General features: G+C 64.3%; 24 protein-coding genes. 12 read left to right on the forward strand and 12 right to left on the reverse strand.

Annotation, left to right across the window (positions count from 1 at the left end):
* Positions 1-63: 63 nt before the first annotated feature.
* Positions 64-1173: an OpgC domain-containing protein gene (locus HWY30_RS10410; protein WP_090806001.1), complete on the reverse strand. Its 1110-nt coding sequence runs from the start codon at positions 1171-1173 to the stop codon at positions 64-66.
* A 211-nt stretch (positions 1174-1384) separates the two neighbouring features.
* Here HWY30_RS10410 and HWY30_RS10415 point away from each other — a divergent pair, with 211 nt between their 5' ends.
* The 3 genes from HWY30_RS10415 (at position 1385) to HWY30_RS10425 (ending at position 4256) form a co-directional block, all read left to right on the forward strand.
* On the forward strand, positions 1385-1627 hold the full coding sequence (locus HWY30_RS10415; RefSeq protein ID WP_143037192.1) for a hypothetical protein: 243 nt from the start codon (positions 1385-1387) through the stop codon (positions 1625-1627).
* A 73-nt stretch (positions 1628-1700) separates the two neighbouring features.
* Entirely contained in the window at positions 1701-2879 is a 1179-nt protein-coding gene (locus tag HWY30_RS10420) for a porin (protein ID WP_090805998.1), read from the forward strand.
* 429 nt (positions 2880-3308) lie between these two features.
* Positions 3309-4256 (forward strand): peptidoglycan DD-metalloendopeptidase family protein, encoded by a 948-nt coding sequence (locus HWY30_RS10425; RefSeq protein ID WP_090805996.1) that lies wholly within the window; start codon positions 3309-3311, stop codon positions 4254-4256.
* A 250-nt stretch (positions 4257-4506) separates the two neighbouring features.
* On the opposite strand, the gene HWY30_RS10430 is transcribed toward HWY30_RS10425, so the two are convergent.
* Complete coding sequence (locus HWY30_RS10430; RefSeq protein WP_090805995.1) at positions 4507-4905, reverse strand: hypothetical protein; 399 nt, start codon at positions 4903-4905, stop codon at positions 4507-4509.
* Between the two features lie 361 nt (positions 4906-5266).
* On the opposite strand from HWY30_RS10430, the gene HWY30_RS10435 reads away from it, so the two are divergent.
* The 4 genes from HWY30_RS10435 to HWY30_RS10450 all read left to right on the forward strand — a co-directional run bounded on the left by HWY30_RS10435 (position 5267) and on the right by HWY30_RS10450 (position 10894).
* On the forward strand, positions 5267-5722 hold the full coding sequence (locus HWY30_RS10435) for a (2Fe-2S)-binding protein (protein WP_018420878.1): 456 nt from the start codon (positions 5267-5269) through the stop codon (positions 5720-5722).
* 1 nt (position 5723) lies between these two features.
* The gene (locus HWY30_RS10440) at positions 5724-7976 is read left to right on the forward strand and encodes a xanthine dehydrogenase family protein molybdopterin-binding subunit (protein WP_090805993.1); all 2253 of its coding nucleotides are present in this window, start codon (positions 5724-5726) and stop codon (positions 7974-7976) included.
* A gap of 17 nt (positions 7977-7993) precedes the next feature.
* On the forward strand, positions 7994-9298 hold the full coding sequence (locus tag HWY30_RS10445) for a c-type cytochrome (protein ID WP_090805991.1): 1305 nt from the start codon (positions 7994-7996) through the stop codon (positions 9296-9298).
* Between the two features lie 273 nt (positions 9299-9571).
* Positions 9572-10894 carry an MFS transporter gene (locus HWY30_RS10450; RefSeq protein ID WP_090805989.1) on the forward strand — a complete coding sequence of 441 codons (1323 nt, stop codon included), beginning with the start codon at positions 9572-9574 and terminating at the stop codon, positions 10892-10894.
* A 25-nt stretch (positions 10895-10919) separates the two neighbouring features.
* Here the strand turns inward: HWY30_RS10450 and HWY30_RS10455 are convergent, their stop codons facing one another.
* From HWY30_RS10455 to HWY30_RS10485, 7 genes are all read right to left on the reverse strand, one after another.
* Positions 10920-11576 carry an amino acid ABC transporter permease gene (locus HWY30_RS10455; RefSeq protein ID WP_090810062.1) on the reverse strand — a complete coding sequence of 219 codons (657 nt, stop codon included), beginning with the start codon at positions 11574-11576 and terminating at the stop codon, positions 10920-10922.
* Between the two features lie 2 nt (positions 11577-11578).
* Positions 11579-12346 (reverse strand): amino acid ABC transporter permease, encoded by a 768-nt coding sequence (locus HWY30_RS10460; protein ID WP_090805988.1) that lies wholly within the window; start codon positions 12344-12346, stop codon positions 11579-11581.
* A gap of 62 nt (positions 12347-12408) precedes the next feature.
* Positions 12409-13230: a transporter substrate-binding domain-containing protein gene (locus HWY30_RS10465; protein ID WP_090805986.1), complete on the reverse strand. Its 822-nt coding sequence runs from the start codon at positions 13228-13230 to the stop codon at positions 12409-12411.
* Between the two features lie 62 nt (positions 13231-13292).
* Positions 13293-14387 carry an ABC transporter ATP-binding protein gene (locus tag HWY30_RS10470; RefSeq protein ID WP_090805985.1) on the reverse strand — a complete coding sequence of 365 codons (1095 nt, stop codon included), beginning with the start codon at positions 14385-14387 and terminating at the stop codon, positions 13293-13295.
* 25 nt (positions 14388-14412) lie between these two features.
* The gene (locus HWY30_RS10475) at positions 14413-15306 is read right to left on the reverse strand and encodes an ABC transporter permease (RefSeq protein ID WP_090805983.1); all 894 of its coding nucleotides are present in this window, start codon (positions 15304-15306) and stop codon (positions 14413-14415) included.
* Positions 15303-16286, reverse strand: a complete 984-nt coding sequence (locus HWY30_RS10480; RefSeq protein WP_090805981.1) for an ABC transporter permease — start codon at positions 16284-16286, stop codon at positions 15303-15305. The genes HWY30_RS10475 and HWY30_RS10480 overlap by 4 nt, the downstream gene beginning before the upstream one ends.
* A 5-nt stretch (positions 16287-16291) precedes the next feature.
* The gene (locus tag HWY30_RS10485) at positions 16292-17386 is read right to left on the reverse strand and encodes an ABC transporter substrate-binding protein (protein ID WP_090805980.1); all 1095 of its coding nucleotides are present in this window, start codon (positions 17384-17386) and stop codon (positions 16292-16294) included.
* A gap of 492 nt (positions 17387-17878) precedes the next feature.
* On the opposite strand from HWY30_RS10485, the gene HWY30_RS10490 reads away from it, so the two are divergent.
* Positions 17879-18772, forward strand: a complete 894-nt coding sequence (locus tag HWY30_RS10490; protein WP_090805978.1) for a LysR substrate-binding domain-containing protein — start codon at positions 17879-17881, stop codon at positions 18770-18772.
* A gap of 35 nt (positions 18773-18807) precedes the next feature.
* On the opposite strand, the gene HWY30_RS10495 is transcribed toward HWY30_RS10490, so the two are convergent.
* Together HWY30_RS10495 and HWY30_RS10500 are read right to left on the reverse strand one after the other, a co-directional pair.
* On the reverse strand, positions 18808-19890 hold the full coding sequence (locus tag HWY30_RS10495; RefSeq protein WP_090805977.1) for a calcium:cation antiporter: 1083 nt from the start codon (positions 19888-19890) through the stop codon (positions 18808-18810).
* Between the two features lie 319 nt (positions 19891-20209).
* A complete protein-coding gene (locus tag HWY30_RS10500; RefSeq protein ID WP_090805975.1) occupies positions 20210-20569 on the reverse strand; it encodes a BON domain-containing protein in 360 nt (119 codons plus the stop codon).
* Between the two features lie 370 nt (positions 20570-20939).
* Between HWY30_RS10500 and HWY30_RS10505 the strand changes: the two genes are divergently transcribed.
* Both HWY30_RS10505 and HWY30_RS10510 read left to right on the forward strand, forming a co-directional pair.
* Positions 20940-21569 (forward strand): DNA-3-methyladenine glycosylase, encoded by a 630-nt coding sequence (locus HWY30_RS10505; protein ID WP_090805974.1) that lies wholly within the window; start codon positions 20940-20942, stop codon positions 21567-21569.
* Between the two features lie 303 nt (positions 21570-21872).
* Positions 21873-22214, forward strand: a complete 342-nt coding sequence (locus HWY30_RS10510) for a DUF4148 domain-containing protein (protein ID WP_090805972.1) — start codon at positions 21873-21875, stop codon at positions 22212-22214.
* A gap of 267 nt (positions 22215-22481) precedes the next feature.
* Here HWY30_RS10510 and HWY30_RS10515 read toward each other — a convergent pair whose 3' ends face one another.
* Positions 22482-22925 (reverse strand): CBS domain-containing protein, encoded by a 444-nt coding sequence (locus HWY30_RS10515; RefSeq protein ID WP_090805971.1) that lies wholly within the window; start codon positions 22923-22925, stop codon positions 22482-22484.
* 338 nt (positions 22926-23263) lie between these two features.
* Here HWY30_RS10515 and ribA point away from each other — a divergent pair, with 338 nt between their 5' ends.
* Entirely contained in the window at positions 23264-23914 is a 651-nt protein-coding gene (gene ribA, locus HWY30_RS10520; protein WP_090805969.1) for a GTP cyclohydrolase II, read from the forward strand.
* 1528 nt (positions 23915-25442) lie between these two features.
* Entirely contained in the window at positions 25443-26183 is a 741-nt protein-coding gene (uppS, locus tag HWY30_RS10525) for a polyprenyl diphosphate synthase (RefSeq protein ID WP_090805968.1), read from the forward strand.
* The last annotated feature ends 116 nt before the right edge of the window (positions 26184-26299 follow it).

The following is a 26299-nucleotide window of genomic DNA, read 5'->3' on the forward strand; positions in this document are numbered from 1 at the left end:
CCGAAAATCGCGACGCGTCAGGGACGCGCTCGAAGGGCGCTCGAAACGTTGCCGAAAAGTTCTTCAGCCCGACGTCCGCAGCCGCCCGTCCACGAGCCGCCCGACGACCCGCTTCAGCGGTTCCACGGCCAACGCGACGGCAAACAGCGCGCCGACCGCGGCCGCATCGGCGAGCAGTCCGAGCGGATAGTTCAGGTAACCATCGGTCGCCGCGTAGAGCAGCGAGTCGATCACCAGCGAAATCACCGCGCCGGCAATGAAGCACAGCAAACCCTGACGCCCGATCACGCCGACCCACGGCAGCCGCCGCGCGACCTTCTTCGCCCAGCCGAGCTCGACCAGATTGGCGACGAGCCACGCGATCGCGAGGAAGTTCCCAGCGCGCAGGTAGGACAGGTTCTGCTTGAGGCTCGCGGCAAGTGGCGCATCCAGCAGAACGAGCTTGTAGTACGCGGCGCCCACGACCACCGCGAACGCCAGCACGCTGACGAGCCACCCGGATCGATGCGCGCTGGTGCGCTGATACACCGGCTGGCAGCGCGCGAGCACGCCGAGCACGAACATCAGTTGCCACGCGAACGGGTTGAAGTCCCAGTGCATGTCGGGCGCGGCGGGAAGGTACTGGCTGACCGCCGGTGCGCCGGCCCACAGCGCGACGCTGCCGGCGACCAGCAGCCAAGGCTTGCTGCGCGCGAGCGGCAGGATCGCGGGCACCAGCAGCGCGAAGAACGCGTACATCGGCAGCACGGACGCGAGGTACGGCTGGCGGCGTAGCAGCACGATGTCGCGCAGCGCGGCAAGCGGCGTGTCGATCAGGTCGTCGAGATCGGTCGTGGCGAGATTCGGCCCGTCGATGCTGAATGCGGTTAGCACCGCGCTGACCAGCAGCATCAGCCCGGCGGTGACGAGAAACGCGCGATAGATCTCGAACGAGCGGCGCAGGAAGCGGCCGCGAGCGATCGTCTCATTGCGCCGCTCGGCGAGCGTCGCATAGGCGGTGGCGGTCGCGAAGCCGCCGAGGAACACGAATACTTCGGTGGCATCGCACAGCGCGTACGCATGCAGCGTCACGCGCGACAGAATGCTGCCGCCGATGTGATCGACGACGATGATCAGCAGAACCAGTCCGCGGAAAAAGTCGAGCTCGATCAGGCGGGAAGATGACTTGGCCATTGTTTGCGTCAAAAGCAGCCCCGTGCGACGGCGCGCTGATCCAGCGCGGCGGGCGTCTCACAAGGCTTTTTAATATGGGATTCGGTGCTGCGGCGGTGAGGTGATCCGTGCCGGCGTCGCCTGTGGCCCATCTCGCCACGCTCGACCGGTATCGCAAGGCGGCCGTGTCAGCGGGCTGTGAAGATGACCTTCGCGGTGACGCCGAGTTCCGTTGCATCGCAGCAAGGCGCAGGATTATATTTCTTTTCATGACAATGACGCAGCGAGACGGGCAGCAGCGGCTGCTGTTTACCTGAAGCGACGTTACGAAAAAAGAGGCAGCAACACGCAGTGGAGAATTAGCAACATTCTCGATGCTTGGCGCATCCACTCATGGACGCCCGGACGATGTCATGTGAGGATTTCCGGAAAAGCGCAGCCATTGGAGCAGTCTTCAGAACTGCTGGAAAAGTGACGAGAATAAAGAGCAAAGAGAACAAAGCGGCCGGATCGAGTTGTCCTATCACTCGCGGTGCAGGGAGATCATCATGAACAAGCAAGTGTTCGCGCTGGCTGTCTCCATTGCTGCGTCTGCCGTTCTTGCCGCGCCTGCCGCCGCGCAGACTAGCGTCACGCTGTACGGCGTGATCGACGAAGGCATCAACTACACGAACAATGTCGGCCACGGCCATGTTTATGAACTCGCCAGCGGTCTTGCGCAGGGAAGCCGCTGGGGCCTGAAGGGTTCCGAAGATCTCGGCGGCGGCCTGAAGGCGATCTTCCAGCTCGAGAATGGTTTCGATCTGAATTCCGGGCGGCTCGGGCAGGGCGGCCGCCTGTTCGGCAGGCAGGCTTTCGTCGGACTCAGTTCAGAGGCGTACGGCACGCTGACGTTCGGCCGGCAATATGACTCGGTCGTCGATTATCTCGCGCAGACCACGGCCAACGGCAACTGGGGCGGCGAGCTGTTCTCGCATCCGTACGACAACGACAACACCGACAACACGTTCCGCCTCGACAACACCGTCAAGTACACGACCCCGTCGATCTCGGGCTTCCAGTTCGGCAGCACCTACAGCTTCAGCAACGACACGAACTTCGCCAACAATCGCGCCTACAGCTTCGGCGGCCAGTACACGTACGGTGGGCTGCTGGTCGCGGCCGCCTATCTGCAGGCCGACAATCCGGGCAACGGCTCGAACGGGGCGATCACCGCGAACGACGCCGGCTTCGTCGCGACGCGCCTGCGCGTGTTCGGCGGCGGCATCACCTATACGTTCGGACCGGCGACGGCGGGCTTCGTCTATAGCAATTCGAACTACCTGGAGCCGACCGCAAACGGCTATCTCGGCATCGAGCCGCTGGTGCCGCTCGTGCCCGTCACACCGCCGGGCGTGCTGCTGAATTCGCTCAAGTATCAGAACTTCGAGTTCAACGGCAAATATCAGATTTCGCCGGTGCTGTTCGTCGGCGCGCAGTACGTGTACACGATGGAAACCTACGACGCATCGAACGGCGGCGTGAAGCCGCGCATCCATACGTTCGGCCTGATGGCCGACTACAACCTGTCCAAGCGCACCGACCTCTATCTGCAGGGCGCCTATCAACAGGTCACCGGCGATTCCACGCTGTCGATCCTCGATTTCGCATTCATCCCCGGCACGCAGTCGCCGTCGTCGACGTCGAAGCAGGTCGTCGTGCGCGCGGCGATCCGGCATAAGTTCTAGTTCGCTGCCCGTCAAACGCAGATCGGCCAGCCTTCGGATTTCGAAGGCTGGCCTTTTTTGCGCCCTCCGACGCGACGCATGGCTATTCAAGTTCCCCTCCCGCCTGCCGATAAGTCGAATGTCAACAAGTCTGAACGCGCCGCGGCGAAGCGGTGATGTGTGCGTCATTGGCGTCCCGATACACGTGCGGGTCGTAACGCGGAAATACGGCTCGTAACGTCTGTATCAGAGTGTGTGGGGCAGGGCGTTTTTATTAAACGACACTTTAGAATTCCGCGAGAAATTTGATCGGCCAGCAGGCAGGAAATGAGCGCCATACGAGGCGGCTTCGCCGTGCCGTCGGGAAGGCCGCGCGGCCGAAGATCGCGCACCTCGTCCGCGGCATCGGGCTATCCGGCTTGCGCATTCATAGAGCAGGAGTCGAACAGGATGAGAAAGCGTTTCGACAGAACGTTATTGGCCAGTCTCGCCGGCGCGTGGGTCGCGCTGGCCGTCAGCGGTTGTGCGAACGTCGGGCAGCCCAATGCGCAGAACGGTGCTGCAACCAGCGCCAACGCGGCGTCCGGCGTGCCGGCGGCGAATGCGACGGGAGCGGCGTCCGGCGACCCGGCGGCAGCCGCGCCGCTGTCGATCGACGCCAGCGATAACGCGCCGCTGAAAAAATCGCCGCCGCTCGTGTATCGGGTCAGGCGCGGCGACACGCTCGCGCGGGTTGCGCAGCATCATCACATCAGCGTCAAGCAGTTGCAGGCATGGAACGGGTTGAAGGCGTCGGCGCGGCTGAAGCCGGGGCAGGTGCTGCACGTTGCGTCGCCGGAAACGGTGCGCGCGGTGCAGGCGGCCAATGCGGCGGCCGCCGCGAAGGCGGCGGCGCAATCCGCGGCGCAGCGTGCGTCACAAGCGACAGCGCAAACGTCGGCGCAAGCTTCGACGCAGTCCGCCGCGCCGGCTCCGGATGCCACCGCAGTGCGCGAAGTCACGCAGGAAACCCGCCGGCACGCGAGCAGCGTGACGCTCGCGTGGCCTGCCGCGGGCAGCGTCGTCGAAGCGTTCCAGCCCGGCGAAACACGCGGCATCGAAATCGGCGGCAACGCGGGCGATCCGGTGCGAGCCGCCGCCGACGGCAAGGTGATGTACGCGGGCACCGGACTGAACAGCTATGGCAGTCTGATCATCGTCCAGCACAACAAGGATTTTCTGACCGCGTATTCGCACAACCGCAAGCTGATGGTCAAGATGGGCGACATTGTCCGCAAGGGACAGCAGATCGCGGAGATGGGCGACGAGAACAACTCGCGTGTGTCGGTGGGGTTCGAAGTGCGGCGCGACGGCAAGCCGGTCGATCCGCTGCCTTATCTGCCGCAGGGGCGCGGCTGAGCTTCCACGTTCCCGCAAAAGCTCACCTTGAATTTATTCAGCTAAACCAGGTAATTTGATCGACCGCGCATTCCGGCGGTCGACGAATCGTTGCAAAAGTACCTTCACGTCAGAGCATTCCGCTCGATCTGCGCAAGAATACCGACGATCAACCATGCTGCCTCGACCCGCAGCCGTTTATGAACGGTGAGGCAATGCAGGAGCCGGCAGGCAGCGCAGGCGCCGCCGCCGTGCCTGGTGCGAATCGCCGTTACGTCGTTTGCCCTCCGCGCAGCAGCCGCGCTACCTCACCGTGGTAATGCAGGATCGCGGGATCGGCCTGCAAGAGCGGCAGATAACGCGGCAGGAAGTGATTTTGCGGTTGATCGGGCGAGAACAGGCCGACCACGGCCTCGGCGGTCGCGAGACGGTCGCCGGCCTCGGCTTCCGCGTCGTCGAGAACTTCGTCGACGCTCGCGATCACCGTCGACAGCGGCGTCAGCCAACGAAACCCCGAGCCGTTGATCAGCACCTGCAGGAATGCCGCCGGCGTTACCGGGCCGAACTCCTTTTCGTACGCGGCACGTTCGTGATCGAGAATCGCCTTGTGCAGCGCAAGCAATGGTCGGCGAATGTCCGTGAGGAATTGAGTGCATTGCGGGTCGTTCATCGGCGGCTCCAGCGGCTGAGGTGATTCGACGGAATCGTGCGTCGCAACACCACTCAGTGCGATGCAGCGGGTCGCGCGATCACGCTAACGGATCGATTCGTCGATGGTAACGCATCGCTCCAGCCCACACATGCGATCCACCGCGCACAGCATGCGATGTGCCGCCTGACACCGCCAAAGCGAACTTCTTTCGACACGACTACAATCGGCCGGTTTTCTTGCGACACCCGCTCGCTCACAGGCCGCATTTCATGGCTTATTAGCGCGACACGCCGAACAAAACCGGTGCATGTCGGCGCTCTGGTGCGGTGTCGCGATCTAAACCGCGTGACCACAACAACATCCCCATCCGGAGCCCCTCATGACAACGCTCAATATCAACGGCGAAACCCATACCGTCGATGCCCCGCCCGACATGCCCCTGCTGTGGGTGCTGCGTGATCTCGTCGGGCTGACCGGCACCAAGTTCGGCTGCGGCATCGCGCAATGCGGCGCATGCACCGTGCATCTCGATGGCGTCGCGGTGCGCTCGTGCGTGTTCCCGGCGGCGGCGGTCGGCGACCGCAAGATCGTCACGATCGAAGCGCTCGGCGCCACGCCCACGGGCCAGAAAGTGCAGCAGGCGTGGCGTGAGCTCGACGTCGTGCAATGCGGCTACTGTCAGTCGGGGCAGGTGATGTCGGCGGCGTCGCTGCTCGCGCGCAATCCCAATCCGAGCGACGCCGACATCGACGCCGCGATGGCGGGCAACATCTGCCGCTGCGGAACCTATCACCGCGTGCGCGCGGCGATCAAGCACGCCGCGAAGGGGGCCTGACATGTCCCAGGGATTGCTCGATGCACAGAACGGCGCGCAGCCGGCTGACACCGACACGCGGCATGCACGCGGCATCTCGCGGCGCGGCTTCCTCAAATTCGGCGTGACGGTCGGCGCCGCGGCCGGCGGCGGTCTGCTGCTCGGCTTCAGCATGCCGGCCGCGAGCCAGGATCAGAAGGCGGGCAAGAGCGTGATCGGCGGCGATGCGAACGAGGCGCCGCAAAGCGGCGTGTTCGCGCCGAACGCGTTCATCCAGATCGACAACGCCGGCAAGGTCACGCTCGTGATACCGAAGGTCGAGATGGGTCAGGGCGTCTATACGTCGATTCCGATGCTGATCGCCGAGGAACTCGAAGTGCCGCTCGGCACGGTCACGCTCGATCACGCGCCGCCCAACGAAAAGCTCTTCATGGACCCGCTGCTCGGCGGCCAGTTGACCGGCGGCTCGACGTCGATCCGCTTCGCGTGGGAGCCGATGCGTCGCGCGGGCGCGACTGCGCGCGTGATGTTGATCAACGCGGCCGCGCAGCAGTGGCAGGTCGATCCGGCGAGTTGCCATGCGCAGGCCGGTCAGGTGATCCACCCGGCCAGTAATCGCAGCGCGAGCTATGGTCAGCTCGCGCAGGCCGCCTCCGCGCTGCCCGCGCCGCAGAACGTGCCGTTGAAAGACCCGAAGGACTTCAAGCTGATCGGCACGCCGGCCAAGCGTCTCGATTCGCCGGAGAAAGTCGACGGTACCGCGCAGTTCGGCCTCGACGTGCGCTTGCCCGACATGGTTTACGCGGCGATCGCGAACTGTCCGGTGTTCGGCGGCACGCTCGCGAGCGTCGACGATACGCATGCGAAGACGATCCCCGGCGTGCGCGAGGTCATCAAGCTCGACAACGCGGTCGCGGTGATCGGCGCTCACACGTGGGCCGCGAAGCGCGGGCTGCAGGCGCTCGACATCAAGTGGAACGAGGGCGCGGGCGCGCAGGTATCGATGAAGCGCATCGTCGACGATCTCGCGGCGGCCTCGCAACATGGCGGCGCGGTGGCGCGCAAGGACGGCGACGTCGGCCGCGCGTTCGGCGATGCGAAGTCGCGCGTCGACGCGGTCTACCAGCAGCCGTTCCTCGCGCACGCGACGATGGAGCCGGTCAACGCCACGGTCCACGTGCGCGGCGACGCCTGCGAAATCTGGCTCGGCTCGCAGGTGCCGACGCGTGTCGTCGATGCGGCGGTCGCGGTCACGGGCTTGCCCGCCGACAAGATCATCGTGCACAACCATCTGATCGGCGGCGGCTTCGGACGGCGGCTCGAAACCGACATGGTCACGCAGGCCGTGAAGGTCGGCAAACAGGTGTCGACGCCGGTCAAGGTGCTGTGGACGCGCGAGGAGGACATCCAGCACGACATGTACCGGCCGTACTACTACGACACGATCTCGGCCGGGCTCGACGCGAACGGCAAGCCGATCGCGTGGCAGCATCGCATCGCCGGGTCGTCGATCATGGCGCGCTTCGCGCCGCCCGCGTTCAGGAACGGGCTCGACCCCGATGCGGTGGAGGTCGCCGCCGATCTGCCGTACGACCTGCCGAACCAGCTGGTGGACTACGTGCGCGTGGAACCGCACGCGGTGCCCACCGCGTTCTGGCGCGGCGTCGGGCCGACGCGCGGCACGTTCGTCGTCGAGAGTTTCATCGACGAACTCGCCGCGCACGCGAAGATCGATCCGGTGCAGTACCGGCGCGATCTGCTCGGCAAATCGCCGCGCGCGTTGAACGTACTCAACCTGGCCGCGCAAGCGGGCAACTGGGGCAGCGCGCTGCCCAAGGGGCAAGGGCGCGGCATCTCGGTGATGCACGCGTTCGGCAGCTTCTTCGCGATCGTCGTCGAGGTCGCGCTCGAGCAGGGCGAAGTGACGGTCAAGCGCGTCAACTGCGCGGTCGATTGCGGGATGTTCGTCAACCCGAACACGATCGAAGCGCAGGTGCAGGGCGGCATCATCTTCGGCATCACGGCGGCGCTTTATAGCGAGATCACGATCAAGGACGGTCGCGTCGAGCAGAACAACTTCACCGACTACCGGATGCTGCGCATCAACCAGACGCCGCCGATCGACGTGCATATCGTGAAGAGCGGCGAGGCGCCCGGCGGCATCGGCGAACCCGGCACCGCGGCGCTCGCGCCCGCGCTGACCAACGCGATCTATGCGGCCACCGGCACGCGGCTGCGGCAATTGCCGGTTGGCCGCCAACTGCACAACGCCTGACGCGAAAGGAGCCCGACATGAAAAAAATGCTGAAGGGTCTTGGCGCGGCGCTATGCGTCGCATTGCCGTTTATCGCCCAGGCGCCTGCTGATGCCGCAACTGCGTCAGCCACCGGCGCAGCCGATCAAACGCTCGTGCAACGCGGCGCTTACCTCGCTCAACTCGGCGATTGCGCCGCCTGCCACACCGCGCCGAAAGGCAAGCCGTTCGCCGGCGGCCTGCCGATGAACACGCCGATGGGCCGCATCTACGTGACCAATATCACGCCCGACGCACGGACCGGCATCGGCGGTTACACGCAAGCCGACTTCGCGCGGGCGCTGCGTGAGGGCATCGCGAAAGACGGCCACAACCTGTATCCGGCGATGCCGTATCCGTCCTACGCGAAGGTCGACGACGACGACGTGAAGGCGCTGTACGCGTTCTTCATGCACGGCGTCGCGCCAGTGCAGCAGGCGAATCGCGAGTCCGACATCAAGTGGCCGTTGAACATGCGCTGGCCGCTGATGTTCTGGAACATGGCGTTTCTCGAGAAGGGTGCGTATCGCGACAAGCCGGGCAAGGACGTCGCGTGGAATCGCGGCGCGTATCTGGTGCAAGGGCTCGGACATTGCGGGTCGTGTCACACGCCGCGCGGTGTTGCGTTCCAGGAAAGTGCGCTCGACGAAAGCGGCAGCGCATTCCTGAGCGGCGCGCTGCTCGACGGCTGGTTCGCGTCGAACCTCACGGGCGAGCACAACACCGGGCTCGGCCGCTGGAGCGACGAGGATCTGCGCACGTTCCTGAAGACCGGCGCGAATCGCCATGCATCGGCGTTCGGCGCGATGACGAGCGTGATCAACAACAGCACGCAAGCGATGAGCGATCAGGACGTCGCGGCAGTCTCGACCTATCTGAAGTCGCTGCCGCCGGTCGGCGGCACCGGCGCGGCGGCCTATACGTACGATCCGCAGGCGACGAAGGTGTCGCTCGATCGCCCCGCGAACGATGCCGGCGCACGCGTCTATACGGCGTATTGCATGCATTGCCACGGCGTCGACGGGCACGGCTTCGCGCCGATGCTCGCGCCGCTCGCCGGCAATCCGAACGTGCTCGCGAAGGACGCGTCGTCGCTGATCAACGTCACGTTGAACGGCACCGGCGATCTCGTGATCGACGGCGTGCCGTCGCCGTTTCCGATGCCCGGCTTCGCCGCGGTGCTCGACGATCAGCAGATCGCCGATGTGCTGAGCTTCGTGCGCGCTGGCTGGAACAACGGCGCGCCGGCGGTCGGTGCGGCGGAGGTGGCGAAGTTGCGGCAGTCGACGCAGGCGGGGCGTTGATCGGCCGCTAAGTGCGGCGCAGAAGCGCGCTTGCCGACCTCGCGCCGTATCAGGTTGTGGGCCAACCGACGGCAGCTATCATCGTGGGACGGCACACCGCGCCTTCGTCGATGGACTCGCCGTCGGCCAATGCCGACATTTGCACCACGACCGATACAGGCGCATTGGTCCTATGGGAGTCCCCGTCGTGTTCGAACGGCTCTCGGAATTGGCAACGACCTTCGTCCGCCGTGCGGCGTCGAAGTCTCTGCGCGAAGCTGATGGACTTCCGACATGACCCTATCCAGTCAAGCCCGAAACGTGTCGGTCACACCGTCGGCTTCTCGCCTGTCGACGCTCAGTCACATACAGATCGCGTCGCTGTGGTTTGCGCTCTTTACCCAATGGATGACGGTCGTTCCAGTGCTCGTGCCGGCACAGGTCGCCGATATGCTCGGACGCGATGCCGCGTTGAAGGAAGGCGTGGCCGGCTCCGTCATTGCGTCCGGCGCATTCATTGCGATGATCGTGGCGCCACTGGCCGGCGCGCTTTCAGATCGCTGCTCTGCAAAACGTGGACGTCGGCGACCGTTTCTCGTCACCGGCGTGTTCGGCATTGCGGTTGCACTGGTATGGCTTGGTTCATTCAACGGCGGGGGGAGCGTAGGGATGTATACACTCGCGTTCCTGCATCTCCAGTTCTGGTGGAACTGGGCGGCGGGGCCGTACGCCGGGCTGTTGCCCGATGTCGTGCCAAAACAGGAAACCAACCGCGCGAGCGCGTGGCTCAACGTGATGACCGTGCTCGGCACGATCACTGGCAACGTGGTGCTCGTTGTCCTCTATTCGCCGGGCCACCTGTATCCTACGGTTGCCGCGTTCATTGCGATCATGTTGCTCTGCCTTTGGCTGACGATTCGCGGCTCGCGCGAGCCGACACCGGTCAGATCCCGACAACGGTTCGAACTCGTCACGTTCATGCGCTCGTTCTATCTCGATCCACGTCTTCACCGAAACTTTTACTGGGTGCTGGTAACCCGTCTGTTCGGCAACATGGGAATCTGGTCGATCTTCGCCTTCATGTTGTACTACCTGCAGGACGTGATCGGCATTCGTCATCCGACCAGTCTCCTGAATGGGCTGCTTGGCGTCGGCGTGGTGCTAGCGATCCCGGCCAGCCTGCTGGGCGCATGGCTCGCCGACCGGCACGGTGTCGTTCCCGTCGTCCGCCTGACCAGCTGGATCATGGCCGGAGCCGCGATTGGCTTTGTCCTGCTGGCGTTGCATCCAAACCTGTTGCTGGTGATCGCGGTCGGGCTGGTTTTCTGCGCCGCTTACGGAACCTATCAAGCCGTCGACTGGGCACTCGCGCTGCAAGTGTTGCCAGACGATGCGTCCAGCGGCAAGGACATGGGCATCTGGCAAGTGTCGATGGTGCTACCGCAGATCCTCGGCCCTGCCGCGACCGGGTGGATGCTGTCATGGGTCAAGGCGTTTGCCGGTGCCGGACCCGCCTATGTCGTCGCGTTCGTCGTCGCAGCGGGGTGGTTTGTGCTCGCGGCGTGGTTCGTCTCGCGCATCAAGATTGCTTCCCGGCAGCACGTATCCGTGACTTGAACTACAGACCGCGAATCACCTCACCTCACCGATGCTGTCCCGCCTTCTGCCGCTTTTCGAGCACGCGAGCATACCAGGTCAGCGGAAAACACATCGCGAAGTAGATCATCGCGACCATGCCGTAGATCGGAAACGGCCGGAACGCGGCATTCGTGATCATCGTGCCGGTCTTGGTCAGCTCGGCGAAGCCGATGATCGACGCGAGCGCGGTGCTCTTGACCACCTGCACGAGAAAACCGACGCTCGGCGCGACCGCGATCTTCAGCGCCTGCGGCCACACGATGTAGCGCAACTGCTGGCCGAACGTCATACCGAGGCTCGCACCCGCGGCCCACTGACCGCGCGGCACCGCTTCGACGCAGCCGCGCCAGATGTCGACCAGATACGCGCTCGTATAGAGCGTCAGCGTGACGGTCGCGGCGGCCCACGGCGACACGTCGATGCCGATGAGCGGCAAGCCGAAGAAGGCGAGAAAAAGCTGCATCAAGAGCGGCGTGCCCTGAAACACCTCGACGTACAGCACGACGACGCGGCGCAGCCACGCGATCGGCGACACGCGCATCGCGAGCAGCACGAGCCCGACGATCCCGCCGCCGACGAACGCGATCAGCGACAGCAGCACGGTCCAGCGCGCGGCGAGCAGCAGGTTGCGGGCGATGTCCCACAGCGTGAATTCGACCATGATCAGCGCTCCGTCGGCAGGGTGCGCGCGCCGCGCCACATCAGGCGGCTGCGCCAGTTGCGCGGCAAGCCGTCGTTGCCGCTACTACTGCTGTTGTTACCTCGCGCCGCGCGGCCCGCGAACAGCCCGCGGCCGAAGCGGTTCAACAGCTGCCGCAACACGATCGACATCAGCAGATAGGCGGCCGTGATGATCACGTAGCTCTCGAACGAGCGGAAGTTGCGCGACTGGATGAAGTTCGCCGCATAGGTCAGGTCGGGCACCGAGATCTGCGACACGACGGCCGAGCCGAGCATCACGATCAGCACCTGGCCGAGCAGCGCGGGAAACACGTTGGCGAGCGCCTGCGGCAGCACGACGTAGCGGAACACCTGGCGTCCATGCAGGCCGAGCGCCTGGGCGGCCTGCACCTGACCGCGCGAAATCGAATCGATGCCGGCGCGCACGATCTCGATCGCGTACGCGCCGAGATTGACGGTCATCGCAAGAATCGCGGCCTCTATCTCGTCGATATGAATGCCGAGGCTTGGCAGGCCGAAAAACACGAAGAACAACTGCACCAGAAACGGCGTGTTGCGGATCAGCTCGACGTAGCTCGCGACCAGCCAGCGCGCCCACTTCGGCCCGGCCGCCGCGATGCTCGCGCCGGCGATCCCCACCATCCCGCCCGCCAGGGTCGACACGGCCGTGAGGCCGAGCGTCACGGCGGCGCCGCGCGCGAGCATCCCCGCATACAGGCCGAAGCCGCTGAAATCGAACGCGTAAGTCATGGCCTCGTGCCCATCGTAGGATCAGATCGCGGCGCGGCCTTCACGGCGCCACGCCACAGGTTTCAAAAATCGGCCGGCAGCGGCGCGCGCAGCCACTTCTGCGAGATCGCGTTCATCGTGCCGTCCTTGCGGGCCTTGGCAATCGTTTCGTCGACCTTCGCCTTCAGGCGCGGCTCGTTCTTGTTCAGACCGACGTGATCGGGCGAGCTGAACAGCGCGAACTTCTGCTCCGGATCGTTCGCCGGATGCCGCGCGAGAATCGTCGCGCCGACGTCGTTGCCGACCACCATCAACTGTACCTGACCAGAAAGAAACGCCGAAATAGCGCCGTTCGGATCGTCGAAACGTTTGATGTTCGCCGACGGCGGCGCGATCTTCGTCACGCTCAGGTCTTCGAGCGTGCCGCGCGCGACCGAGATCGACTTGCCGCCGAGGTCGGCGGCGGTCTTCACCGGCAGCGACTTCGGGCCGAACACCGCGAGGTAGTACGGCGCGTAGGGTTGCGAGAAGTCGATCACTTTTTCGCGCTCGGGCGTCTGGCCGACCGACAGCAACATGTCGGCCTTGTGGTCGGCGAGAAAGGCCATGCGGTTGTCGCCGGTGACCGGCACCAGTTCGACCTTCGCGTTGAGCGCCTTACCGATCAGATTGGCGACGTCGATGTCGTAGCCGACCGGTTTCATGTCCGGACCGATCGAGCCGAACGGCGGATAGTCCTCGAATACGCCGATGCGCACGGTGCCCGACTTCGCGATGTCGTCGAGCGCGTCGGCATGCGCGGCCGACGGCAGTGCGCACAGCGCGCCGAGCGCGGTCATCGCGAGCGTCGCGGCGAGCGTCGCGAACACGCGGCGGGTCGATTGGAGAGCGGGGCGCTGGTTCATGATGGGTTCCTCTGTCGTAATACGGTAGTTATTCAGGCAAAGCCGTGTGATGGGTTCGGGTATCAGGCGGCGCGCGCGGCGATCAGCTTGCACGCGTGCGGCGGCAGCTCGGCGAGCACCGGCATGCCGAGCGCGAGCCCGGGCGTTTCGCGCGGCGTGGTCGCGGCGGTCAGCGTGAAGCCCACGCAATCGATCGTCGCTTCGAGCGAGGCGCCGACGTCGCGAATGAAAGTGACGGTGCCGGGCAGCCGGTTCGGGTTCGGTGCTTCCGTGGCCGCCTTCACGCAGATGTCCTCGGGGCGAATCAGCAGGCGGATCGCGTCGCCGGCCGCACCCGGCTGCCGCGCATCGGCGAGCGGCGCGCCCGGGTTTGGCGTCACCGCGATGCGCCGTCCGCCCGGCAGGCTCACGACGCCCGCGCCGTCGTACCGCACCGGCAGAATGTTGCCGAGCCCGATGAAGTCGGCGACGAACTCGCTGACCGGATCGCGGTAGATGTCGAGCGGCTTGCCGACCTGCGCGATGCGGCCTTTCTCCATCACGACGATCTCGTCGGCCATCGTCATCGCTTCGCGCTGGTCGTGCGTGACCATGATCGTCGTGATGCCGAGGCGTTGCTGCAGCAGGCGGATTTCGACCTGCATCGCTTCGCGCAGCTTCGCGTCGAGCGCGGACAGCGGTTCGTCGAGCAGCAGCAGTTGCGGCTCCGAAGCGATCGCGCGAGCGATCGCGACGCGTTGGCGCTGACCGCCCGACAGTTGCGTGACCGGCCGATTCGCCATGTGCGGCAGCTGGATCAGCTCGAGCAGTTCGGCGACGCGGCGCGTTTGCCGTGCTTTCGCGACCTTGCGCAGCTTCAGCGGATACGCGACGTTCTGCGCGACCGTCATATGCGGAAACAGCGCGAGCGACTGGAACACCATGCCGAAGTCGCGCCGGTTGGCCGGCAGTCGCGTGATGTCGCGGCCGGCGAAATGGATGCTGCCCTCGGTCGGCGTTTCGAGGCCTGCGATCATCCGCAGCAGCGTGGTCTTGCCGCAGCCGGACGGGCCGAGAAAGCACACGAGCTTGCCGTCGGGCACGCTCAGGTCGACGTCGTCGACGGCATGCACGGCGCCGAAGCGCCGCGTGACGGCCTGCAAGTTCAGATGGGTCATCGGAAGCTCCAGCAAGGTGGCGGGTTCACAGCGCGACGCCTTCGTCGCCGATCAGCTTTTCGAGCAGCCAGATCAGCGCGAAGTCGATCGCGACGATGACCACCGCGAAACAGAACACGGTCGGATCGAGCGACGACACCGTGCGGCTATAGAGCCACACCGGCAGCGTGATCGTATCGATGCTGTACAGGAAGAACGTCACCGTGAACTCGTTGAACGACACGATGAAGGCGAACAGCATGCCGGCGAGAATGCCGGGGCGCATCAGCGGCAGCACCACGTCGATGAGCGCGCGGCCGGGGCTCGCGCCCATCACGAGCGCGGCTTCCTCGAACTCGGGGCCGATCGACGCGACCGACGCCGCGCAGTTCTTCACCGTGAACGGCAGCGCCAGGATCACATGCGCGATGATCAGACGGCCGACGCCCAGCTCGACCGGCAGCACGTTGAACACCAGCAGCAGCGACAGGCCGAGCATCACGAGCGGATAGACGAGCGGCAGCGCGACCAGTTGCTCGACCATCGGCTTGCCGCGAAAACGGTAGCGCGACAGCGCGTACGCGGCGGGCACGGAGACCAGCGTCGCGATCAGCATCGTCGCTAGCGCGACGACGAGACTCGTGCTCAGCGCGGCGCCCATCGACAGCGTATCGGTCGCGTCCGGTGACACGAAGCTGTGCCACGCCGCGCGGTACCAGTGCAGGCTGTACGCGTGCGGCGGGAATTCGAGCGTGTCGGCCGCGCTGAACGACATCGCGATCATCGTCAGGATCGGCAGCGCGGCGAGAAACAGCACCACGCCGGCGACGAGCGCGGTCGCGCGGCCGAGCTGGCCGGGCATCGTCTGAGGCAGGCGCGGGAAGCGCGGCGAACGAGGTTCGGTGCGCGGCAGGTGCGAACTCGGCAGCGGCGTGCTCATGCGTGTGGCTCCCCGGTCAGACGTTGGGTGCGGCGCACGAGCCGTTGCGACAGCGCCATCACGGCGAGCGTCGCGATCATCAGCACCACGCCGGAAGCGGAGGCGGCCGGCCAGTTCAAGAGCGGCGCGACCTGATCGTGCACCAGCACCGCGAGCATCGGCACACGCCGGCCGCCGAGCAGCAGCGGCACCGCGAACGCGCTCGCGTTGTACGCGAACACCAGCAGCGCGCCCGACACGAGGCCCGGCATCGCGAGCGGCAGCAGCACGTGACGCAGCGTTTGCCAGCGCGTCGCGCCGAGCGTCGCGGCGGCTTCCTCGTACGAGATCGACACCGCGCGCATCGCGCTGGACAGCGGCAGCACGGCGAGCGGAAACGCGGTCTGGATCAGCCCCAGCAGCACGCCATGCTCGCGATACAGCCACATCACCGGACGCTCGACGAGTCCGCTCGCGAGCAGCGCGTGATTGAGCAGACCCGCCGGGCCGAGGATCACGAGCCAGCCATAGCCTTGCAGCAGCAGATTGACGAGCAGCGGCAGCAGCACACCCGCGAGCAGCAGCCGGCGCGCGAGCCGCGATGTCGTGCGCGCCATCGCGAGCGCGACCGGAATCGCGAGCACGACCGCGCACAGCATGCTCTGGAACGCGAGCCGCAGCGTCAGCCACAACGATTTCAGGAAGTAGCCGTCGAGCAGGTCCGCGTAGTTCTGCAGCGTGAAGCTGCGCCATTCGTTGCCGGACGTGCCGAAGCTCATGCGCAGCACGACCAGCGCGGCCGTGCCGAGTATCGCCAGAAACAGCAGGATCGGCGCGAGCAGCAGCCACGGCCGGGCTTTCGCGAGCGTCGTTGCACCGGCAGCGGGGTCGGTCACGGCAGTCTCGACGACTGCGCAAGCGCAAGCAGCGCCGCCGGGCGTCGGGCCCGGCGCCGCTTCGTCCGGCATCATCGCGGCACGCCGCGGGAAGCGCGCGAGCATCGTGGTTACGCCGAGAAGATTTCGGTGTAGCGCTTGATCCATGCCGGCTGCACGGCGGCGAGCGCCTTGTCGTCATGCAGCACGGCTTTCTCGGCGATCTGCTGCGGGCTCGGCACGAACGCGCGGCTCGCGGCCGGAATCATCGCTTTCGAATTGACTGGGCCGTTCAGCACATCGGCCGCCATGCGGCCTTGCACGCCGGCGTCGAGCGAGTGATTGATGAACGCGTGGATCAGGTCGGTGTCGCCCGGATGCGCTTTCGGAATCACCGTGAACATCAGTTGCGTCGCGAAGCCTTCCTTCATGCCGTAGGTCACGCCCATCTTGTATTCGGGCTTGCGGATCTGATCCGGGAAAAACGCGGGCGAGTAGATGCCGCCGATGTCGAGCGAGCCCGTGCGGAACAGGTCGGCCACCTGGTTCGGGTTCTCGCCGAGCGTCATCACGCGGTCTTTGAGCTGCGCGAGCTTCTTGAAGCCGGGCTCGATGTTCTGCTGCGAGCCGCCGTTCATCTTCGCGGCGATGATCGCGAGATCGACCGCTTCGGCCCATTCGGGCGGCGGCAGGAAAATGCGGCCGGCGTATTTCGGGTCCCACAGCGCCTCGTACGACGAAGGCGGCGTCTTGACCGTCGCGGTGTTGTAGATGAGGCCGTCGGACCACAGCAGATAGCCGACGCCGAAGCCGTTCGCGCCGGTGCGGTATGGCGGCGCGACTTCTTTCAGGTTCGGCAGGCGGTCGAGGTCGGGCTTCATCAGCAGGCCCGCGTCGGCGAGGCCGGAGGCGCCGACACCGGCGAGCGTGATCACGTCATAGGTGGGGCGCTCGCCCGCTGCCTTGACTTTGGCGACCATGCCGGAGGTGCCGTCGGCGCGGTCGGCGATCACCTTCGCGCCGGTCTTCGCCGTGAAGGTCGCGGCGATGTTGCGCAGCGCGGCTGTGCCGGTATCGTCCGACCACGTCAGGATGCGCAGCGTCTTGCCGCTGAAGTTGTGCTCCTGCGCGCGCAGATTGAGGAACGGCATCGGCAGCGCGGATGCCGCGAGCGCCGTACCGATCGTCTTGATGGCCTGCCTTCTGCCCCGTTTGATCTGCTGCATGGCGGTCTCCTGTGTTGAACGCCCGTTGCCCATGATTCGCCGTGACCGCTGCCGGATATACCGTGCGTGGATGCACTGTAGGTTTGCCAAAATCACGCAACAATCGAAATATGCGCATGGATCGCATGACGTACGCTCATGGCTCGCCGCCGGCGAACGCGGTGGCGAGCGATTTGGCGACGCGCCGGGAAGCTACGGGCGATGGCGTATGCGGGTTAACGTCCAGATCTGGCTGAGGAATTCCAGCGTGCGTCGAGGTATGAGGAAAGCTCGGTTCTGGTGCGGTTGCTGAAGGCTTTTTTGCACCGCGCCGGTGCGACATTCCTCGGTACGGGCGTTTTTCACGCATGCCATGAGTCGAACGCATGCGGGTTTGCCTGCGCGCCCACTCGTGCGCGCATAGCCGATCGCGTATGCTGTGGGCTTGACGGGCAGGGCGGCGAGGGGCGCTGCCGCAGCCACGCAATGATTTTTTCTGATCCTGGACTTTTGATGCGACGCCTACCGCCGCTCAACGCGCTGCAGATTTTCGAAACCGTCGCGCGCCATCGCAGCTTCACGCGTGCCGCCGACCATCTGTGCCTGACGCAAGGCGCGGTCAGCCGGCAGATCATCGCGCTCGAGGAGTACTACAAGTTTCCGCTGTTCAAGCGGCACGCAAAGGGGCTGACGCTGACCGCCGAGGGCGAAATGCTGCTGCCGGCGGTCAAGGAGAGCTTCGCGCGGATCGAGGAAATGTCGCTGCGCTTGACGAGGCAGCGCACTGATCTCGCGCTGAAGGTGCCGACCTGCGTGATGCGCTGGATGCTGCCGAAGATCATGCGCTTCCAGTCCGACTATCCCGATCTGCACGTGCAGATCACGACCACCTGGCAGCACGACGTCGATTTCCAGAGCGAGCCGTTCGACGCGGCGATCATCTATGGTTCGTCGCCCGGTGCGGACGTGCAGGCGGTGTCGCTGTTCGAGGAGCGTCTGACGCCGGTCTGCACGCCCGAACTGCTGAAGGACAAGCCGCTCGCGCAGGTGGCCGATCTCGGGCGCCACACGCTGCTGCATCCGACGCGCGATCACCGCGACTGGAAGATGTGGCTCGCGAAAGTCGCGGAAGCCGATTCGGCGGGCGCCGCGACGATCGACGCGGAGCTCGGCCCGAGCTTCGATACGCTCGACATGGCGACCAACGCCGCCGCGCAGGGCTTCGGTGTCGCGATCAGCGACCTCGCGCTAATCGACGAGGACGTCGCCGCCCGGCGCCTCGTGCGGCCGTTCGATACCGTGCTGAAGACCGGCTGGCGCTATTACTTCGTGTATCCGGACTCAGTCGCGCAACAGCAGAAGCTGAATTTGTTCCGCGACTGGATCGCCGAGCATTGGGAAGAGTGAGGTTGCCGTCCGCCCGTGCCGGATAAGGCATCGCGTCACGGCGCGAACGACAGAAACAGATAAGCCGCGAACAGCGACAGATGCACGGCGCCTTGCAAAATCGTCGTGCGCCCGGTGCTGAGCGTCAGCGTGGCGACCACCAGCGTGAGCGCGAGCAGCACCATGTCCTTGCCATCGATGCCGAGCACGATGGGCTGACCGATGTACAGGAACACGCCGGCAACGGTGGGAATGGTCAGGCCGATACTCGCCAGTGATGAGCCGAGCGCAAGGTTCAGGCTGGTCTGCAGACGGTCGGCGCGCGCTGCGCGCAGCGCCGCGAGTCCTTCCGGCAACAGCACCAGCGACGCAATCACGATACCGACCACCGCCGGCGGCGCGCCCGCGCTCAGCACCGCTGACTCGACCACCGGCGACAGCACTTTCGCGAGCAGCACGACCGCGACGAGGCTCACGAGCAGCAGCACGCCGCTGATGGCGGCGAGGCGCGCGCCGGGCGGCTCGGCATGGACGTCTTCGTCGGGCACGCCGGCGAGGAAGTAGTCGCGATGGCGCACCGTCTGCACGAACACGAACACGCAGTACAGCACCAGCGACGACACGCCGGCAAACGCGAGCTGCGACGGCGACAGGACAGGCCCGGGGCTGGTGGTCGTGAAATTCGGCATCACGAGCGTCAGTACCGACAGCGACGCGAGCACCGCCAGGGCGGCCGCCGCGCCGCGGCTCTGGAAGTCCTGTTCCAGATGGCGGATGCCGCCCACCAGCAGACACAGCCCGACGAGCCCGTTGCAGACGATCATCACGGCCGCGAATACCGTATCGCGCGCGAGGCCGGCTTTCTCGGGACCGGACGTCAGCATCACCGAGACGATCAGCGCCACCTCGATCACCGTGACGGCGACCGCGAGCACCAGCGTGCCAAACGGCTCGCCGACGCGATGCGCGACCACTTCGGCATGATGCACGGCGGCAAACACGGCCGCGCATAGCGACATGCCGGTCAGTGCGAGCAGCAGCGTGTTGCCCGGCATCGCGTAGGCGGCGCCGAGCACGATCCAGCTAACGATCGGCGCGACGAGAGTCCAACGAGGCAAGACGGTCGCGGACGAAGTCATGCGGCCTTCCTTTCGGTGCATGTATAAACTTGAAGTAATATCTTAACAAGTGACGTTAAGCTATTAAATTATCGGGAATAACTCGTTACGAGAAGCCGTCGCCACGCGGTCGGGTCGTCATCGCGACGCGCGTAGCGCATTAAAAATATCGCGGTTTCGGGGGCGCGGGGAATCGCCGGGTCGGATGGTGCGATGGCCGCACCGTGAGGCAATGGTGTCGAGCGCTGCATCGGAGGGTGAATTGGCGTCGCGGCGGAGCTTTCCGCCGTCGACGCCAGCTTGCTGCTGTTACCGCAACTTCTTCGGCCGTTCGACCGGATTACTGGCCCATCGCGCGGATCGACAGCGCGCTCTTCACCGACGTCACGCCTGCCACGCCTTGAGCGGCGTTCGTCGCGAGTTCGATCTGAGCCTGTTCCGGCACCGAGCCTTCCAGCGTGACGGCGCCTTCGCGTGCGCGCACGGTGATGTTGCCGACGCTCAGGCCCTTCGTACGTGCGAGCGTCGCGCGGACCTTCTTCTGCAGCGCGCGATTAGCCGCGCGAGTCTGCTTGGTGGTCGGTGCCGTTGCCGCCGGCGCTGCGGTCGCGGCCGCCTCGCTGCTTTGCGCGTACGCATTGAGGGAAGCGAGAACGACCAGCGCGCCGCCGATCATCTTGATTGCCGAGAATGCTTTCATTCAACCATCTCCTGTTGTCGTAGAACGTCGATCCCCGGATGGGATCGATTTTTTTTACACCAGCGGGTACGGCGGGATTCCATGCCAAAGGAACAGGTACAGCAGTCTGCGAACGCTTTCAGCCGACACGCGGTTTCAGCGAGCCGCGAAGCGCGCGCCGAAACATGCAAACGGCCGTGTGACCGGCCGGATGAACACAATACAACAATTGGTGCCATGTTGACTTCCATGGCGCAGAAAATGAGGCTTCGGTACAACGAATTTGTCGAGCGCAACCGGTCGATGACGTGAGAGTAGGGCGACTGCGCGCTTGTCGCGAGGCCGTAGGTTTCAGCACCGATTTCAGCACCGACTCAAGGACACCCAGCGCATGCGAAACGAAGCTCTTCCGATCCTACCGTTGCGCCGCGAGGATCTGCCGATCGATACCGTGGAACTCGCGCGCTTCATGGTCGGCAAATATCTCGTGCACGATCTGCCCGAAGGACGCCTGAGCGGACGCATCGTCGAGACCGAGGCGTATCCGCTCGGCGACTCGACGAGCCATGCGTTCATCGGACGTCGTCCGTACAACGGGTCGATGTTCCTCCCGCGCGGTCATGCTTATGTGCGGCTGACCTACGGCGTGTCTTACATGCTCAACATGTCGTCCGAAGCGGAGGAGGTCGGCGCCGGCATCCTGCTGCGCGCGATCGAACCGCTCGAAGGACTCGCGCTGATGGAAGCGCGCCGTCCCGGCGTGCCGCTGCGCGATCTCGCGCGCGGACCCGGCCGGCTGACGGTGGCGTTCGGCATCGGCCAGGCTCTCGACGGCCGCGATTTGTGTACGGGGCGGGGGCTATGGATCGGCGTGATCGAGACTGGCGACGCGCCGATCGGCGTGACGACGCGCATCGGCCTGTCGCGCGAGATGCACCGTCCGTTGCGATTTTTCGAGCCGGGCAGCGCGTTCGTCAGCGGCCCGCGCAAGCTACTGACGATTCCGCATTCGGGCGCATGACGTCGCGGCTACGCGCGTACATCGATTCAGACGTTTCGGCGTGCGGGGCGGGCGAATTTTTTCTTCGATCAGACGTATTTCGGAAACATCAGACGCAAAGGTGACGATCCGGGCAATTGTTACCCCGAAGATCATGCTAACGGAGGCGGTTCCACGATATTTCCCGAGATCGTTGCGAACTGAGCAATTTTCTATCTCGAAATTAAGGGTTTTCCCTTGGCAGTGCGGTGACTAGACTCAAGTGATTCGCTGGACACCGAAGTGTCGGCGATGCAGATAAAACCACATTGGAGGGAAGTCACCATGAAATCGCTGATCAAGGCAGTTGCCATTGCGGCCCTTGTCGCCGCGCCAGTCGTATCGTTCGCGCAGTCGAGCCAGCAGCCGGTCACCCGCGCGGAAGTCCGCAGCGAACTGATCCAGCTGGAGCACGCGGGCTACAACCCGTCGACCTCGAGCGACCCGAATTATCCGGCCGACATCCAGGCCGCCGAGCAGCGCGTGCAAGCGCAAAATCCGGCCGTCGCGCAAACCCAGCCGAGCGCTGATACCAGCGGTTACGGCGCGCCGATGAGCGGATCGACCCAGGCGGGCGGCATGAAGCAGCCGATGAGCGGCCCGAAGAGCGTCTATTTCGGTAACTAATTTCGGTAACCAAGCAGGCAGCAGAATCTGTGTGCGCGTCGTTTGACGGCGCACACAGCGTTTCATACCCGGTACTGTTTCAAACGAGCGCGCCGCACTCATGCGCCCGAGAGCGTGTTATCCGCGCGCGTTGCGTTCCTCTTTCCGAAGGAACCTCCGCTGCCGCAAGGTAGCTTGGCCCAAGCTCTTAGAGGTTTGGGCTTTTTTTGCGTCTGGTCCCGCGCGGATGATCGATGCGGTGTCGCTCAGCGAAAACCGTGCTGCCTGTCAGAGCCGTTCGCCGTGAATATAGAACTCGAGTTGCTGAATCGTGAACTGCTGTTCCGCGATGATGTCCTTCACGAGGTCGCCAATCGACACCATGCCGACCAGCCTCTCGTTGTCGATGACAGGCAGGTGACGCATGCGCCGCTCGGTCATCAGCGCCATGCACTCTTCAGTCGTCTGGTTCGGACGAACGAAGCGCACCGCCTTGCTCATGATGTCGCGCACCGGCGTCGCCTTCGACGACCGGTCCATCAGCACGATCTTGCGCGCGTAGTCGCGCTCCGTGATGATGCCGGCGATGCTGTCGCCGTCCGTCACCACCAGCGCGCCGATGCTTTTCTCGGCCATCAACCGGATCGCCTCGTAGACGGAATCGTCGGCGCCGATCGTGTAGACGTCGGAGGGGTTCGGTTTCGTTTTAAGAAGCTGTGCAACGCTTGTCATGGAGCGGCTCCGTTTCGCAATGCAGCACGCCGAAGTGGCGCACTGTCGTGAGGGACAGGCGATACCAGTATAGGCGCGACGTGCGCCCGCGGTACACCGGGAATACCTCGGGCGCGCCGGACGATGCCCGCTGGATTGACGCGGTCCGCGCGGGCTTGTTTCGGGTCTCGGGCTCGTGTTTCTCGTGATGCGCGTCTGCCTGGCGCGGCTTGTCGAGGGGCAGCGTCCCGTGCAAGCGAAGGGGCATCCACGTGCTGCATGCGGATTAGCGGTAAACTCGCAGTCCACACCTTATCCCCGGCTCGACCGGGTTCATGCCAGCACCATTGTTCAACGCCATGCTCACGTCTCAGGATCCCTCGCCCGCAGCGGACGGCGCCGTCACCGGCGAATGCGTCGTGCTCGACGCCACCGCCACGCTGCCCACGCGCTACGGCACGTTCACTTCCTATGTGTTTCGCGTGGTCGACAGCGGCGCCGAACATCTCGCGCTCGTGATGGGCGATGTCGCCAACCAGTCGTCGGTGCTGACGCGCCTTCATTCGGAATGTCTGACGGGCGACGTGCTCGGCTCCTATCGCTGCGACTGCGGCGAGCAGCTCGATCTCGCGCTGCGCTATATCGCGGCAGAGGGTTGCGGCGTACTGCTGTATCTGCGCGGCCACGAAGGACGCGGCATCGGTCTGTCGAACAAGATCCGCGCGTATGCGCTGCAGGAGCAGGGGCGCGATACCGTCGAAGCCAACCTCGATCTCGGCCTGCCCGACGATTCACGCGAATACGATTCGGCCGCGGGCATCCTGCGCACGCTGAAGGTCACGTCGGTACGGCTGATGAGTAACAATCCCGAAAAGTTCGACACGCTGTCGAAGCACGGCATTCCGGTGTGCGAGCGTGTCGCGCTCGCGATTCCGATGCGCGAGGAAAACGAGCGGTATATCCGCACGAAGCAGTTGAAGTTCGGGCATTACTTCGACGAGAACGAATAGCCATGTTTTCAGGCTTGCCTCGGTAAGGCCAAAGCCTTCCCGGGATATGCCGCAAGTAACTGAATTTTAAGAAAAATATTAACACTTCAGGCCCATCGGTTGGTGTGTCGATGCGTGTCTCCGCTTACCCAAACTTGTGATGCTGGCATAGGTTTTTGTGCCGTTATGCAGAAAACCTGCGCCGAGGGAAGAATGCGCTTTGATGCACGTGCCGTGGCCAAGCTGCCGAGCGGCGAGCACATGACGTTTGAGGGATTTCCAGGCCTACGCCTACCAGGCTTCAACGAGCCGCAAGTCATGGACGTATCGCTATAAGTCGCCGATCGACGGTCGCATGCGACAGGTGAAGCTCGTGAGTGGCCGTCGACCTCATTTGCCGCAGCGATCGCGGCGTGGCAAACGAAGCGCGTCGAACGCGATTCCGGTGCCGAACCTTCGACACTGCGGAGAACGGGAATCAGCGGCTGCGCACCCAGGCGATTACACCGTCAGACAGCTGTGCCGCGACTATCTGGAAGGGTATGTAGAAGTAAATCGGAAGACAAAGGGAGCGGTCGAGGTCGCACGTATATTCAAGGCGATGCTGGGGCCTATAGGGATATGCGCGTCACAGCCGTCACACGCGCCCAGGCTTTCGATTTCCTCGAGTCGTACCGGTCGACGCCGGCGCCTTCGCATGGACCTGGGTAGCGCCTGGCATTACGCGCTTGATGCTGGTCGTCTTCCTGAACAACATCAGCAAGAAGTGGATGATGCCGATCCGCGACTGGAAGGCCGCACTGAACCGCTTCGCGATCCAGTTCGAAGAGCGGCTGGTGCCGGGTTAAACCTCAACCCGTTTACACAAAATTCCGGACACCCCCCGCGCTTGCCCGTCACGCATTGGTCCGCCCACGACCTTCGACGCGCAACTCGGACGCTTCTTGCAACGCTGGGATGTCCCAACGATATTGCCGAGGCAGTCCTCGGCCACGTACAGCCCGGAATCATCGGCGTCTACAACCGCCATACTTATCACAGGGAAAGGCGTGAGTGGCTCACGCAGCTGTCGCATCGCCTGGCGGCTCCAGCGCCGCCCAGATCTCGTTGCTTATTTTTCGTCTTGTCATCCTGCCAGGATATGGCGTTTGGGCCCAGCCGCGCTGTCCAGGTTGTATTAACGACTCTTAGCGGGAAACGGCATACCACTACACCGCGTAGCTGATCACGTCGGGTGGAAATCGATAGCCAACATAGGAGAGCGGGTTGTCGACGGCGGTATCGTTCTGTTGGGCGGCTGCTTTCATGAACGAAATCATCGCCGGGCCCCTTAAACCTGCCGATACGTGAACAAAGCCTGGAGAGTATCTCCGTCTTAAGCATCCTTTCAGTTTCGTCTGCATACCATACGATTGTCCATTTCGTCCGGTGGCCCAGCCGATGTCCACGTGATTTGGTGGCGGTCGAGTTGATCACCAGGAAAAGAGTCCAGGGGCACCTTCATGACCTTCGGGGACTTTCGTGTTCCGCCTGACTCGCGGCGGTTCCCATGATCCATAAAAGTTCGACCGTTAGCGTACCGGCCGTGACCGACGTGCCGCGGCACATTGCAATCATTATGGACGGCAATGGCCGCTGGGCGGCGCAGCGCAAGCTGCCCCGAGTGGCCGGTCACGTGAAGGGTGTCGAAGCGGTCCGCGCGATCGTCGAGGGCTGCGCGCGGCGCGGCGTCGAATTCCTGACGCTGTTTGCATTCAGTTCGGAGAACTGGCGCCGGCCGGAGGACGAAGTGTCGTTCCTGATGCGTCTGTTCGGGGCGACGCTACAGCGTGAAACGGCACGGTTGCACAAGAATGGCATCCGCTTGCGCGTCGTTGGTGATCTATCGGCGTTCGATGCGCACCTTCGGGCGCTCGTGAAGCGAGGGGAAATCAGAACCGCCCACAATACACGTATGACGCTGACCATTGCGGCGAATTACGGCGGTCGCTGGGATATCCTTCACGCTATAAGCGAGCTACCCGCACGGAGTGCCGTCGATGGTCACGCCGTGCCGGTCGACGAAGCCAGCTTCGCGCAATATCTGGCGATGGCGTACGCGCCGGAACCCGATCTGCTGATCCGGACCGGAGGTGAGCAGCGCATCAGCAACTTCCTGCTATGGCAGCTCGCGTACACTGAACTCTACTTCACCGACATATTCTGGCCAGATTTTGACGACGCCGCGCTTGATGCAGCGCTCGCATCATATCGGGCGCGCGAACGTCGTTTTGGGCGCGCAAATGCATGACAGAGGTGTGAAGTATTCACTCATGCTAGACGCCTACTTTATCGGAAGGAGATGGGTCACTCAGACAATCTCCTGCTGTACGAAATGGCCGGTGCCATTCTGTCAGCCGCGCCGCG

The organism is Paraburkholderia tuberum STM678 (genome assembly GCF_902833905.1).
GTDB lineage: Bacteria > Pseudomonadota > Gammaproteobacteria > Burkholderiales > Burkholderiaceae > Paraburkholderia > Paraburkholderia tuberum.